The sequence below is a fragment of the Nocardioides ultimimeridianus genome (assembly GCF_054777895.1).
The window spans coordinates 125,098-138,353 of the sequence record NZ_BAAHAB010000002.1 but is presented as its reverse complement, the minus strand read 5'-3'; the positions used below and the strand labels follow the sequence as shown (position 1 = coordinate 138,353).

The following is a 13,256-nucleotide window of genomic DNA, read 5'->3' as shown; positions in this document are numbered from 1 at the left end:
GGTGGAGACACGCTCGGCCCATCGAAGTGCATAGGATGGGGATCGTGGCGCTGTCGACCCGGCCCGGAGATCTTCTCGCCGGTCGCTATCGCTTGATCGATCTGCTCAGCGAGAGCGGCGGTGGGCGGTTCTGGCGAGCGCACGACCGCATCCTGGAGCGGTACGTCGCCCTGCACGTCATCGCCGAGGACGATGCCCGCGCCCCGGGGCTGATCGCCGCCGCCCAGGCGTCGGCGACCGTGCTGGACCCCCGGATCCTGCGGGTGCTGGACGCCGAGACCCGCGACGGCCTCTGCTACGTGGTCAACGAGTGGGGCACCGGCACCTCGCTGGACCTGCTGCTCGCGAACAACGGCCCGATCGGGCCGCGGCGGTCGGCCTGGCTGGTCGCGGACATCGCCGGCGCCATCGAGCGCGCGCACGGGGCCGGCGTCGCCCACGGCCGGCTCAACCCCGAGAACGTGCTCATCGACCGGTTCGGCGCGGTCCGGCTGATCGGGTTCTGCGTCGACGCCGCCCTGCACGGCCTGCCCGGGGATCGGTTCACCACCGACCTCGGCGACCTCGGCGGTCTGCTCTACAGCGCCCTCACCGGCTCCTGGCCCGGCCCGTCCAGCTCGCTGGTGCCGGCGGCGCCCCGCACCGCGGACGAGGTGCTCTCGCCGCGGCAGGTGCGCGCCGGCGTACCCAAGCCACTGGACGAGCTCTGGCGCGCGACGGCCGAGGCCGCCGACCCCCAGCTGCGGCGCCGGCACTGGGTACGCCGCGCGCCCGTCGCCACCACCTCGCTCGACGTCGCGACCGCGGGCGCGATCGCCTCCGCCCTGCTCGACTTCGTCGGCGACCCGACCGGTCTCACCGAGGCGCTCGCCGCCACCGTGCTGCCGATCAACCAGATCCGGCCGCTGGACCTGCCCTCGATCTGCGACCCGATGGTCGACGACGTCGACCCGGACCCGCCCGCGGAGGAGGACCCGCCGGCCGAGGAGGTCGTGGACGACGAGGCGCAGGCCGACGAGCCGGAGCCCGGCCGCGAGCCCGACGACTCCATCCCCCTGGTCAGCGAGTTGCCCACCGAGCCCGGCATGCCGGTCTTCGGCGACGACGACGAGGTGGAGTGGCTGCGCACGCGCAGCAACCCGCCCCCGCCGCCGCCCCCCTTCGAGGAGCCGCCCGAGCGGCCGCTGTTCGCCCCGGACCCGCCCGACGGGCAGCCCGCGCGACGGCCGCGCGACGACGTACCTCCGCCGCCGGAGGCGCACCACCCGCTCGACCGGCCGGTCCCGACCGGCGAGACCATCGGCTACTGGCCGTGGGACCACGACGCCGAGCTGGCGCTGGCCACGACCGGCGAGCAGGACGCGATGCCGGGCCGCAGCTGGCTGCGGCTCGGGCTGGGCGTGCTGGTGGCGCTGCTGCTGCTGTTCGCGATCGCGGTCGCCTTCAACCTGGGCAGCGGCCGGACCATGCTCGGCAACAAGCCGTCCTCGGACAAGAGCACCACCAGCAGCACCGCGATCACCAACCCGGAGGTCGCGCTCACCGGCCTGCGCGCGGCCGGCTTCGACCCGATCCGGCACACCGACGCGAACAACGCCGAGGCCCCGAGGGCCGTCGACGGCGACCCGGCGACCACGTGGTCGACGGCGACGTACTTCGACCAGCTCGGGGGGAAGCGGGCGCTCACCAGCGGCGTCGGGCTGGTCGTCGACCTCGGCGCCGAGCACACCGTCAGCGACGTCTCGGTCCGGCTCGCGGGCGAGCCCACCACCGTGCAGCTGTACGTCGATGCGGTGCGACCCACGGCTGCCCCCACCGGACGGCCGGCGGCGAGCGGGACCGCGACCGGATCCACGCTCGACCTGACCCCGATCTCGTCCCCGACCGGGCAGTACGTCGTGCTCTGGCTGACCCACCTGCCCGCGGTCAGCGGCGGATACCGCGGCACGATCGCCGAAGTGGTCGTCCGGGGTGAGTGAGCCCGGACGCACCGACGCCGAGCTGCTCGCCGCCCACGTCGCGGGCGAGCCCGACGCGTTCGGCGAGCTCTTCGGCCGGCACCGGGACCGGCTCTGGGCCGTCGCCGTGCGCACCACGGGCGACGCGGAGCTGGCGGCCGACGGGCTGCAGGAGGGGATGATCGCGGCCTTCCGGCGCGCCGACTCCTTCCGCGGGGACGCCCAGGTGACGACCTGGCTGCACCGGATCGTGGTCAACGCCTGCCTGGACCTGCTGCGCCGCCGGGCCGTCCGGCGGACCGAGCAGCTGCCCGACGAGCTCGACGACCTGGGCGACCGCGGCTCGCTGCAGACCGTCGCCGACACCCTCGACCCCGCCGAGACGGCGGTGCGCCGCGAGCGCGCCGAGCTCGTGCACGCCGCGCTGCGGCTGCTCCCCGACGAGCAGCGCGCCGCCGTCGTACTCGTCGACATGGAGGGCTACCCGGTCGCCGAGGTGGCCGCGATGCTCGACTGCGCGGTCGGGACCGTGAAGAGCCGGTGCAGCCGGGCGAGGGCGCGGCTGAGCGGGCTGCTCACCGAGCTGCTCGACACCGACCCGGGGACCGAGAGCAGCCTCACACCCGCCCCCGGGAACCCCCCGGCCTCGTCGTACGTCGGATCCGAGACGCCGCGCGGGCCACCGACCCCACCTGCCGACTGACCCACCGACCCACCACCAGGAAGCGCCATGACCCACGAAGCCGAGCTCACCCCCGAGCGGGAGGCAGCCGTACGCCGCCTGCTCGGCTCGGTCGGCGCCGAGGTGCCCGCGCTGCCGGCCGACGTCGCCGAGCGGCTGGACGCGGCGCTGACCGACCTGGTCGCCGAGCGGTCGGGCGAGGAGCCGGCCGGGCCGGCGGAGCACCTGGCTCCCGTCGTACCGCTCTCGAGCCGCAGGCGTCGGACCTTCGCCGCGCTCTTCGTGGCGGCGGCGGCCGTGGTCGTGGCCGGCATCGGCGTACCCCTGCTGCACGACGACACCCCGGCGCAGCCGGCGGCCTCCAGCGACACCGGGGTCAGCCGCACCCCCGCCGACGGCGTCCCGAACGCCGCGGGACCCCTGGACGACGCCGAGCACAACCAGGTCGGCGGCAGCGCGGACGGCCGCACGGCGGCGGAGCCCCAGTCCTACCGGGCCCAGATGGACAGCCTCCTGCACCGGCCCTCCCTGCGCACCGACCTGCTGCGGCTGCGCCGCCAGATCCCGCCGGACACGACGTACCGCTCGACGAGGGTCCACAGCGCGCCCGGCTTCACCTGCGCGCGCGCCGACTTCGGGCGCGGCTACCTCCTGGGGGCCACGTACGCCGGCGCCCCCGCCGTCGTCGCCTTCCGCCGGCCCGTCGGGTCGACCCAGGTCGCCGAGGTCCTCCAGTGCGGCACCGGCACCGTGCTGCGCTCGATCACGCTGACCCGATCCTGACCCGCTCGCGACCGGCTCGCGACCTGTCCAGGTGGCCGAGCCTGTCGTGCCCGCGGGAATGCGCGGCCTACGATCGTCGTTGTTGCAGCAGCCCCACGCCGAGTCCTCTCGGCGTACCTGACACGGAGGATCCATGACCGACGAGACCCGCGAGCTGATCGTGATCGGCTCGGGCCCGGCGGGCTACACAGCCGCCATCTACGCCGCCCGCGCCCAGCTCCAGCCGCTGGTGTTCGAGGGGTCGGTGACCGCCGGCGGTGCGCTGATGAACACCACCGAGGTCGAGAACTTCCCGGGCTTCCGCGACGGCATCCAGGGCCCGGCCCTGATGGACGAGATGCGCGCGCAGGCCGAGCGCTTCGGCGCCGAGCTGGTCGCCGACGACGTGGTCGAGGTCGACCTGACCGGCCCGGTCAAGGTCGTGAAGACCGCCGACGGCACCTTCACCGCGAAGGCGGTGATCCTCGCCACCGGCTCGGGCTACAAGAAGCTCGAGCTCCCCAACGAGGAGCGGCTGTCCGGGCGCGGCGTCTCCTACTGCGCGACCTGCGACGGCTTCTTCTTCCGCGAGCAGCACATCGCGGTCGTCGGCGGCGGCGACTCCGCGGTCGAGGAGGCGACCTTCCTGTCCCGCTTCGGCACCAAGGTCTCCCTGATCGTGCGCCGCGACGAGCTGCGCGCCTCCAAGATCATGGCCGAGCGCGCGTTCGCCGACCCGAAGATCGAGATCGAGTGGAACTCCGTCGTCGAGTCGATCAACGGCGAGGACTCCCTCGAGGGCATCACGCTCAAGGACACCGTCACCGGCGAGACCCGTGAGGTCCCGGCGACCGGCCTGTTCATCGCGATCGGCCACGAGCCGCGCTCGGAGCTCCTGGTCGGCCAGGTCGACCTCGACGACGACGGCTACGTGCTCGTCGCGAACGGCTCCACGGCGACCAACATCGAGGGCGTCTTCGCCTGTGGTGACCTCGTCGACCACCGCTACCGCCAAGCCATCACCGCGGCCGGCAGCGGCTGCGCGGCGGCCCTGGACGCCGAGCGGTTCCTGGGCGAGCTCGCCCACACCCAGGCGTCCGCCGGGAATGTCCCGGCCTCCGCCTGAGTTCTACTCACCAGACCTTTGCGTTCACCCAAACTGGAAGGAAGCCATCGTGGCTGACAACATCTCCGCCGTCACCGACGCCGAGTTCGACACCTCCGTGCTCAAGTCCGAGAAGCCCGTTCTCGTCGACTTCTGGGCCGAGTGGTGCGGCCCGTGCCGCCAGGTCGCCCCGATCCTCGACGAGATCGCCGGCCAGCACGGCGACAAGGTCACCTTCTACAAGATGAACGTCGACGAGAACCCGGTCACCCCGGCGTCGTACCGCGTCACCGGCATCCCGACCATCAACGTCTACTCCGGTGGCGAGGTCGTCAAGACCATCGTCGGTGCCCGCCCGAAGGCCGCGATCCTCAAGGAGCTCGAGGAGTTCATCGCCTGATGGCGTGAACCGAGCTCTCGAGGCCCCCGATTCGTGAAGAATCGGGGGCCTCGCCCTTTTTCTCAGGAGTTCGATGTCCCTCGCCGGTCCGCTGCCGCCCCCACCCCCGTACCGCCCACCGACGGGTCCGCCGCCCTCCCGTGGCCCGCGGCTCGGCGTGGTCCTCGCGGCCATCGTCACCCTTGTCCTCGTCGTGGCGGGCGCGGTGACCGCGCTGGTGCTGGTGCTGCCCGACGACGGCCCGGGCGACGCCGCGACCCACGGCCCCTCCGCGACGTCACCCGCCACCTCGACGACCTCCACTCCCTCGGCAGGCGCCACGACGGTGACCGATGCCGACCGCGCATCGGCGACATCCTTCGTCGCGAGCTCCCTGCCCACGGTCCTCGGCTACACGCCCACCGGCTACGACGCCCACGTGCAGGCCTCGCTCGCCCTGATGACGCCGGCGTACGCCGCGACCTTCCGCACCACCGCGTCCCGGATCCGTTCCACCGTGATCAAGCAGGGCGCCACCGTCACCGCCCGGACCACCGACACCGGCCTGAGCGGCATCGCCCCCGACACCGCCGCCGTGCTGGCGTTCGTGCAGCAGACCAGCCGGCGGGCCGGCACGGCCCGGAGCACCGTCACCCCGTGGGCGGTCGGCGTCACGCTGAAGCGCTCCGGCGGGTCATGGCTCATCGACGGCCTGATCACGACGGCGGCACCCGCCGTGCCGACCGAGCCGGACCCCGATCGGCGGTCTGCGACGCGCACGGCCCGCCGGCTCATCAGCGCGATGTTCGACTTCGACTACCGGCATCCCGATCGCGGCGCCTCCCGCGTCCGCGCGGTCTCCACTGCCCGCTTCGCTCAGCAGTACCAGAGCACCGTGGCGCGCTTCGTCTCCCTCCTGGCGAAGACCCACTCGGTCCAGACCGCGACGATCCTGGGGGCCGGGGTGTCGCAGCTGTCCGGCAGCACCGCGACCGTGCTCGTGACCGCGACGACCACGTCGAGCTCTCAGACCGGCGGGCGCCAGCAGCGCAGCTACCGGATCCGCGTCCTGCTCACACGCGCCGGCGGGACGTGGCGTGCAGCGGGGAGCGAGTACGTGACCTGAGGTCAGTGCTCCCGGTGCGCCGGGGTCGGCGCCTTCGCGGGTGCCGGGCGTACGACGTGCACCAGCCGCTCCCACGCAGCCCCGAACTCGTCGCGCCAGGTGACCGTGGAGCGCAGGTCCATCCGCATCCGCGGCGTGGTGGGATGCGGACGGTGCGTCTTGAAGCCGACCCGGGCGAGGAAGTCGGCCGGCAGCGTGCAGCTGTGCCCGCGGCCGGGTCCGCCCCCGCGCAGCCGCGCGAACGCCTCGACCGCGCGGATCTCGCCGCAGTCGCGGGTGACCAGGTCGCGGGCCATGCCCTGGATCAGCAGCCGGCCCATCCCCACGCCGTCGTACGACGCGTCGATCCACGCCGTGGCGAGCAGCACGGCGTCCGGTGAGACCGGTGCGGTCGGGAACGACGCCGCGCCCGGCAGGTACGCCTCGGGCGCGTAGAGGATGTAGCCGCGTGGCTCGCCGTCGATCATCAGCACCCGTCCGCACGAGCCCCACTCACGCAGGATCTCGGAGACCCAGGCTTCCTTCTCGGCGAGCGCCTCGTCGGCGGAGAGCCGCTCCCGGCTGACAGGATCGAGCTGCCAGAAGACGCACGAGCGACAGGGCGCATCGAGCTGCTCCAGCAGGTCGAGCGTCAGCGGGACCGTCGTACGGGCCATAACTCGATCGTAGGACCGAAACGCGGATGCGAGAATGCACCGTGCGCAAGATCCGCCAGAGCAAGAAGCTCCGCAACGTCCGCTACGACGTCCGAGGTCCCATCCTCGAGGAGGCTCAGCGGCTCGAGGCCGAGGGCCACAAGATCCTCAAGCTCAACATCGGCAACACGGCGCCGTTCGGCTTCGAGGCACCCGAGGCGGTGCTCGCCGACATGATCCACCACCTGCCCAACGCCCAGGGCTACTCCGACTCGCGCGGCATCTACTCCGCCCGCACCGCCGTCGCGCAGTACTACCAGTCCCGCGGCCTGATCACGACCGAGGTCGAGGACGTCTTCATCGGCAACGGCGTGTCCGAGCTGATCTCGATGGTGCTGCAGGCGTTCGTGGACGACGGCAACGAGATCCTGGTCCCGGCGCCGGACTACCCGCTGTGGACGGGCGCGGTCTCGCTGTCGGGCGGTACGCCGGTGCACTACCGCTGTGACGAGTCGAACGGCTGGATGCCCGACCTCGAGGACATCGAGTCCAAGATCACCGAGAACACCCACGCGATCGTCATCATCAACCCGAACAACCCGACCGGGGCCGTCTACAGCCGCCAGATGGTCGAGTCGCTGGTCGACATCGCGCGCCGCCACGACCTGGTCGTGATGGCCGACGAGATCTACGAGAAGATCCTGTTCGACGACGCGGTCCACCACCACGCGGCGACGGCCGCGCGTGAGGACGTGCTCTGCCTGACGTTCTCGGGCCTCTCCAAGGCCTACCGCGTGTGCGGCTACCGCGCCGGCTGGGTGATGATCTCGGGCCCCAAGGAGCTCGCGGGCGACTTCCTCGAGGGCCTCACCCTGATCGCGAACATGCGGATGTGCTCCAACGTGCCTGCCCAGCACGCGATCCAGACCGCGCTCGGCGGCTACCAGTCGATCAACGAGCTGATCGTGCCGGGCGGCCGGTTCTACGAGCAGATCATGCTCGCCGACAAGCTCCTCAACGAGATCCCCGGCGTCTCCTCGGTCAAGCCCCAGGGCGCGCTGTACTGCTTCCCGCGGCTGGACCCCGAGGTCTACGCGATCGAGGACGACCAGCAGTTCGTCATCGACCTGCTGCGGGCCAAGAAGATCCTGGTCACCCACGGCACCGGCTTCAACTGGTTCGCCCCCGACCACTTCCGCCTCGTGACCCTGCCGGACGTCGACGTGCTCGAGGAGGGCATCGGCCGCATCGCCGACTTCCTCGCGACGCGCCGATAGTCGCACTTCGCAACTTTCGGTACGGCGGTCGTTCGCCGACCGTTCTCCTTCGCGCACCCTCCACGGCACCGCCGGCTCCTAGCGTCACGGCGGCGGCAGGGCGCGTGTACCTTCCGCGACATTTCTCGGAAGGACCCCCATGGCTGCCGCCCCCGCAGTCCGGGCGCGTGGCGTCGTCCGCATCTTCGGCGACGTCCTCGCGCTGGACGGCGTCGACCTGGACATCCCCGCCGGCGAGGTGCACGGCCTGGTGGGGCCGAACGGGGCCGGCAAGACCACGCTGCTGGGCCTGGTGCTCGGCCTGGCCCGGCCCGACGCCGGGACCCTGGAGGTCTCCGGGGAGGTCGCCGGGTTCCTGGACGGCCCCAGCCTCTACCCGTCACTGACCGCACGGCAGAACCTCGCCGCGCTCGAGCGGCTGCGGGGGAGGCGCGGACCGGCGGGCCGGGTGGCCGAGGCCCTGGACCGGGTCGGGCTGATCGAGGTGGCCGACGACCGGGTGCGCGGCTTCTCGCTGGGCATGCGCCAGCGGCTGGCGCTGGCCGCCGCGATCCTGGTCGAGCCCCGGCTGCTGGTCCTCGACGAGCCCAGCAACGGCCTGGACCCCGCCGGCAAGCGCCAGATCCACGGCGTCATCGCCGACCTGGCGGCCGCCGGCGCCACGGTGCTGCTCTCCAGCCACCGGATGGACGACCTGGCCAGCCTGTGCCAGGAGGTCACCCTGCTCGCGACCGGCCGGGTCGTGTTCTCGGGCCCGGTGGCGAAGCTCGCCGCCGAGAGCGGCGACCTCGACTACCGGCTGGTGACCACCGACCCGGCCACGACGGCCCGGGTCGCCCAGGCGATCTGCGGGATCACCCTCCTGGACCGGCAGTACGCCGGCGGCGTACTCCTCCGGGCAGGGGCCCCTGCCCTCGACACCCTGGTGGCCGGCCTGGTCCGCCAAGGCGTGGCGATCCGGGAGCTGGCGCCGGTGACCTCGCCGCTGGAGGCCGCGTTCCTGGCCCTCACCGAGCGGGGTGCCCGGTCGTGATCCGCTTCGAGCTGGTCAAGCTGCTGGCCCAGTGGCGGGTCCGGGCGGTGCTGCTGGTCTGCGCCGTCGTACCGGCCCTGTTCGTGCTGGTCATCAGCCGGCAGAGCTCGCTGCCCGCCGACACCGTGTTCGGCCGGCAGCTGCCGATGACCGGGTGGGCCGGCTCCCTGGTGGTGCTGTCGTTCGCGTGCAGCTGGGGCCTGCCGCTGCTCACCGCGCTGATCGCCGGCGACGTGTTCGCCGCCGAGGACCGGCTCGGCACCTGGCGCCACCTGGTCGTGGCGGTGCGCTCGCCGCGCCGGATCTACCTGGCCAAGGCGCTGGCCGCGGCCACCGTCCTGGTCCTCCTGCTCGTCCTGCTCGGCGTCTCGAGCGTGGCCGGCGGCCTGGCCGGCGCCGGTGCCCACCCGCTGATCGGCCTGGACGGCCACCAGCTGTCCTCGGCCACCGCGGGGCGCACCGTCCTGCTCGCCTGGCTGTGCGTCCTCGCACCGACCGCTGCGTTCGGCGCGGTCGGCCTGCTCGGATCGGTCCTGTTCGGCCGCTCGCCGGTCGGCCTGGCACTGCCGGCGCTGCTCGCCCTCGGCCTGGCGCTGGCGCAGCTGCTCCCCCTCCCCGTGGCGGTCCGGCTCGCGCTGCCCAGCCAGGCCCTGCTCGGCTGGCGCGGTCTGTTCACCGACCCCGCGAGCACCGGCGGCCTGTGGGCGGGCGTCGTGGTCTGCCTGGTCTGGGCGGTGGTCGCCATGGTCGCCGGCTACCTGGTCTTCCTGCGCCGCGACTTCACCGACACGGCGTACGACGGATCCGCGCGGCGCACCCTCCTGGCCGCCGCCCTCCCGCTCGGCGCCCTCCTCGTGCTGGCCGGGGCGGGCCTCGCGGCGGCCGGTGCCGGCACCGGTCCGGGCATCGATCGCGCCGGGCTGCAGGACTCGGTGGCCACCAGCTTCGCGCACCTGTACCGGCTGCAGACCGAGCAGCTGCACCGCCCGGCCGTGACCGAGGCGCAGCTGCGCACCCGCGCGTGGTGCACCAAGGGCACCCAGGGCGGCACGGCCCCCGCGCAGACCGGCCCGGGCTCGGACTGGCGCTGCATCGTCTCCTGGCGCCTGCCCGGCTCCGCCGCGGTCGGCCGGGCGACGTACCAGCTCGACGTGACAGCCGACGGCAAGTACGTCGCGGACGGCGACGGCCCGAAGGAGGTGAACGGCAGCTTCACCGTGCGTACGCCGACGGGCGACTCGCCCAACCCGCTCTGGCAGTTCGACGGCCTCGTCGACCTCCTCTCCCGCTGAATCTCCCGCTGAATCTCCCGCTGAATCTCCCGCTGAACCCCGCTGAATCAACGAAGGGATCCACCCATGAACGTCACACGACGACGCGTCCCCGCGCTCGAACGCCGCGGTGTCACGTCCCGGCGCTCGCGCCTGGTCCTCGCCGGACTGGCTTCGCTGGCCCTGGCCTCCACCGGTGTCGCCTACGGGTCGACGGCCGGCTTCGGGACCAACCACGTCGGCGACCAGACCGCCGCCGGGCTGCAGATCTCCGACGACCAGGTGATCGCGCCGCTCGGCGACCGGCTGATGACGCCGTTCGGCAAGATGATGGGGTCCTCGGTGAGCCCGGACGGCCGGTTCCTGGCCGCCTCCAGCACCGACCGGTCCTTCGACGTGCAGGTCTTCGACCTCGCCACCTACAAGCCGATCGCCACGGCCGGCACCGCCTCGGTCTCCAGCGCGACGGCCGCGATCGCCACGGCCGGCTTCACCGGCGTGCAGTACCAGAAGATCGCCAACGGCACCGTCGGCCAGGAGGGTCCCGTCTACTCCCCCGACGGCACCTCGCTGTGGCTGTCGCAGAAGGACGCGATGACCCGCTTCCCGGTCAACGCCGACGGCACGCTCGGTACGCCGACGTCGTACCCGCTCCCGAAGGTGGGCGCCCGCTCGGCCCTGCCCGGCAAGCCGGCGTTCTCCGCCGACGGCTCGACGATGTACGTGCCGCTCAACGGGCAGAACACCGTCGTCGCGATGGATCCCGCCACCGGCGCCGTGTCGACCACGTGGAGCGTCGGGGTGGCGCCGCGCCAGGTCGCCCTGATCGGCTCGAAGCTCTACGTCTCGAACGAGGGCGGGCGGACGGCCCGGGCGGGCGACAGCACCATGACGTCGTACGGCACCGACGTGGTCGCCGACGGCTACAAGGGCACCTCCACCACGGGCACCGTCAGCGTCATCGACACCACCAGCCCCAGCGCCACCGCGGGCTCGATCGCCGTGGGCCTGCACCCCACCGACCTGTACGCCGACGGCACGACCCTCTACGTCGCCAACACCGACAGCGACACGGTCTCGGTCATCGACACCGGCTCGGACGCGGTCGTGCAGACGATCGCGACCCAGCCCTGGCCGTCCTCCCACGTCGGCTACGCCCCCACCGGCCTGACGGTGGACGGCGGCCGGCTGCTGGTCACGCTCGGCCGCGCGAACGCGGTCGCGGTCTACCGGACGGGCACCGACCCGAAGGCGCCGGTGCGCTACGTCGGGCTGCTGCCGACCGACTACTACCCCGCCGCGATCGCGAACGTCGGCGGCGAGCTCTATGTCACCAACACCCGCGGCATCGACGCGCGCGGCCCGCTGCTGACCTTCAGCCAGGGCTACGGCACCACGCCCGCCACCGGCCACGGCACGCACGGCACCACCGCGTCGCTGACCCGCTTCCAGCTGCCGAGCGACGACCAGGTCGAGGCCTCGACCAGCACCGTCTTCGCCCAGAACGGCTGGACCGGCAGCGACGTCAAGCAGGCCTCCGGCACCCCGGCCAAGCCGGTCCCGGTACCGCACCGGATCGGCGACCCGTCGACCATCAAGCACGTCTTCCTGCTGGTCAAGGAGAACCGCACCTACGACCAGGTCTACGGCGACATGGCGCAGGGCAACGGGGACGCCTCGCTGGCGCAGTTCGGCGCCACGGTGACGCCCAACCAGCACAAGCTGGCCGCCCAGTTCGGCCTCTACGACAACGTCTACGACGTCGGCACCAACTCCGCCGAGGGCCACAACTGGCTGATGCAGGGCGACAACCCGGAGTACACCGAGTCCTCGGCCGGTGAGTACGAGCGCTCCTACGACACCGAGGAGGACGTCCTGGGCCACCAGCGCTCCGGCTTCCTGTGGACCGCGGTGCAGGACGCCGGCCGGACGGCCCGCAACTACGGGGAGTTCGAGTACACCGAGGGCAAGCCCGCCGGGTCGACCTGGCAGCAGTACTACTGCGCCGCCACCAGCGTCGAGAACGGCGGCGACCCCGCCCAGCTCACCACCCCCCAGCTCAAGGGGAACTACGGCTCGGTGATCCCCTCGCTCGACGCGATCTCCGACCCGCTGTCGCCTCCGTTCGACACCGCCATCCCCGACATCTACCGCGAGCAGATCTGGAAGCAGGACTTCGAGGCCAACGGCCCGGCCGACTTCAACATGATGTGGCTGTCCAGCGACCACACCGGCGGTACGGCGGACCCGCGGGCCCAGGTCGCCGACAACGACCTCGCCGTCGGCCGGATCGTCGACGAGATCTCGCACAGCAAGTACTGGAAGGACTCGGTCATCTTCGTGGCCGAGGACGACAGCCAGGCGGGTGCCGACCACGTCGACGGCCACCGCGCCCCGGTGCAGGTCATCAGCCCCTGGGCCCAGCACGGCAAGGTCGTCTCGACCTACTACTCGCAGATCTCGATGGTCCGCACCATCGAGCAGATCCTCGGCGCGCAGCCGCTGAACCAGAAGGTCGCCGCGGCCACGCCGATGTACGACGCCTTCACCAACCACCCCGACACCACCCCGTACACGGCCGTGCGCAACCAGATCCCGCTTACCGAGGGGGTCGCCACCGCGCCGGCGTGCGGCACCGACACCCTCGGCACGACCGGCACCCAGGCGGCGGCCGTCAACCGGCAGGCGGCGGCCCGCACCGCCGTACCCTCCTCGATGACCGCGGTCGCTGCCGCCTGGCAGCGGTGGATCAGCAGCCAGCGACTCACCGGCAACGGGGCGGTGGCCGACTCGGCGCACCCCGAGCTGATGAACCGGTGGACCTGGTACGTCGCCCACGACTGGTCGCGCCCGTACCCGGGCGACGCCCGGATCCTGTTCCCCGGACAGGTGCCCGGAGGGGCGATTCCGTCCTCCGACGAGTAGTTCTGTGAGGACGGGCCGCCGGGAGACCGGCGGCCCGTCCTTCTTTTGTCCGTCCTGAACAATCCAGCCCGCGGAATCTGCCGGTGGCGCGCTCGCGTTTCCG

Annotated in this window: 11 protein-coding genes; 10 read left to right on the top strand and 1 reads right to left on the bottom strand. The window is 72.6% G+C overall.

Going from position 1 to position 13,256, the window contains the following annotated elements:
* Nucleotides 1-44 precede the first annotated feature (44 nt).
* The 6 genes from ACYU8V_RS00695 to ACYU8V_RS00670 all read left to right on the top strand — a co-directional run bounded on the left by ACYU8V_RS00695 (nucleotide 45) and on the right by ACYU8V_RS00670 (nucleotide 6,012).
* Nucleotides 45-1,979, top strand: a complete 1,935-nt coding sequence (locus tag ACYU8V_RS00695; RefSeq protein ID WP_460844504.1) for a hypothetical protein — start codon at nucleotides 45-47, stop codon at nucleotides 1,977-1,979.
* Nucleotides 1,972-2,661 (top strand): RNA polymerase sigma factor SigM, encoded by a 690-nt coding sequence (gene sigM / locus ACYU8V_RS00690; RefSeq protein WP_460844503.1) that lies wholly within the window; start codon nucleotides 1,972-1,974, stop codon nucleotides 2,659-2,661. Before ACYU8V_RS00695 ends, sigM begins: the two co-directional genes overlap by 8 nt.
* A gap of 27 nt (nucleotides 2,662-2,688) precedes the next feature.
* Nucleotides 2,689-3,423, top strand: coding sequence for a hypothetical protein (locus ACYU8V_RS00685; RefSeq protein WP_460844502.1), 735 nt, complete (start codon nucleotides 2,689-2,691; stop codon nucleotides 3,421-3,423).
* Between the two features lie 133 nt (nucleotides 3,424-3,556).
* Complete coding sequence (gene trxB / locus ACYU8V_RS00680) at nucleotides 3,557-4,528, top strand: thioredoxin-disulfide reductase (RefSeq protein WP_460844501.1); 972 nt, start codon at nucleotides 3,557-3,559, stop codon at nucleotides 4,526-4,528.
* A 49-nt stretch (nucleotides 4,529-4,577) separates the two neighbouring features.
* A complete protein-coding gene (gene trxA / locus ACYU8V_RS00675; protein ID WP_460844499.1) occupies nucleotides 4,578-4,907 on the top strand; it encodes a thioredoxin in 330 nt (109 codons plus the stop codon).
* Between the two features lie 73 nt (nucleotides 4,908-4,980).
* Nucleotides 4,981-6,012, top strand: a complete 1,032-nt coding sequence (locus ACYU8V_RS00670) for a hypothetical protein (protein ID WP_460844497.1) — start codon at nucleotides 4,981-4,983, stop codon at nucleotides 6,010-6,012.
* Nucleotides 6,013-6,014: 2 nt separating this feature from the next.
* Here ACYU8V_RS00670 and ACYU8V_RS00665 read toward each other — a convergent pair whose 3' ends face one another.
* Nucleotides 6,015-6,668 (bottom strand): GNAT family N-acetyltransferase, encoded by a 654-nt coding sequence (locus ACYU8V_RS00665; protein WP_460844495.1) that lies wholly within the window; start codon nucleotides 6,666-6,668, stop codon nucleotides 6,015-6,017.
* 41 nt (nucleotides 6,669-6,709) lie between these two features.
* On the opposite strand from ACYU8V_RS00665, the gene ACYU8V_RS00660 reads away from it, so the two are divergent.
* From ACYU8V_RS00660 to ACYU8V_RS00645, 4 genes are all read left to right on the top strand, one after another.
* Nucleotides 6,710-7,924: a pyridoxal phosphate-dependent aminotransferase gene (locus ACYU8V_RS00660; protein ID WP_460844493.1), complete on the top strand. Its 1,215-nt coding sequence runs from the start codon at nucleotides 6,710-6,712 to the stop codon at nucleotides 7,922-7,924.
* Between the two features lie 139 nt (nucleotides 7,925-8,063).
* Nucleotides 8,064-8,957, top strand: a complete 894-nt coding sequence (locus ACYU8V_RS00655; protein ID WP_460844491.1) for an ABC transporter ATP-binding protein — start codon at nucleotides 8,064-8,066, stop codon at nucleotides 8,955-8,957.
* Nucleotides 8,954-10,249, top strand: coding sequence for an ABC transporter permease (locus ACYU8V_RS00650; RefSeq protein ID WP_460844490.1), 1,296 nt, complete (start codon nucleotides 8,954-8,956; stop codon nucleotides 10,247-10,249). Before ACYU8V_RS00655 ends, ACYU8V_RS00650 begins: the two co-directional genes overlap by 4 nt.
* 66 nt (nucleotides 10,250-10,315) lie before the next feature.
* Nucleotides 10,316-13,153 (top strand): bifunctional YncE family protein/alkaline phosphatase family protein, encoded by a 2,838-nt coding sequence (locus ACYU8V_RS00645; RefSeq protein ID WP_460844488.1) that lies wholly within the window; start codon nucleotides 10,316-10,318, stop codon nucleotides 13,151-13,153.
* Nucleotides 13,154-13,256 lie beyond the last annotated feature (103 nt).

Excerpts from the sequence above, each read along its gene's own strand:
- ACYU8V_RS00655 (WP_460844491.1), top strand. The coding sequence starts at position 8,064 with ATGGCTGCCGCCCCCGCAGTCCGGGCGCGTGGCGTCGTCCGCATCTTC.
- ACYU8V_RS00685 (WP_460844502.1), top strand. The coding sequence starts at position 2,689 with ATGACCCACGAAGCCGAGCTCACCCCCGAGCGGGAGGCAGCCGTACGC.
- ACYU8V_RS00670 (WP_460844497.1), top strand. The coding sequence starts at position 4,981 with ATGTCCCTCGCCGGTCCGCTGCCGCCCCCACCCCCGTACCGCCCACCG.
- ACYU8V_RS00645 (WP_460844488.1), top strand. The coding sequence starts at position 10,316 with ATGAACGTCACACGACGACGCGTCCCCGCGCTCGAACGCCGCGGTGTC.
- trxB (WP_460844501.1), top strand. The coding sequence starts at position 3,557 with ATGACCGACGAGACCCGCGAGCTGATCGTGATCGGCTCGGGCCCGGCG.
- ACYU8V_RS00665 (WP_460844495.1), bottom strand. The coding sequence starts at position 6,668 with ATGGCCCGTACGACGGTCCCGCTGACGCTCGACCTGCTGGAGCAGCTC.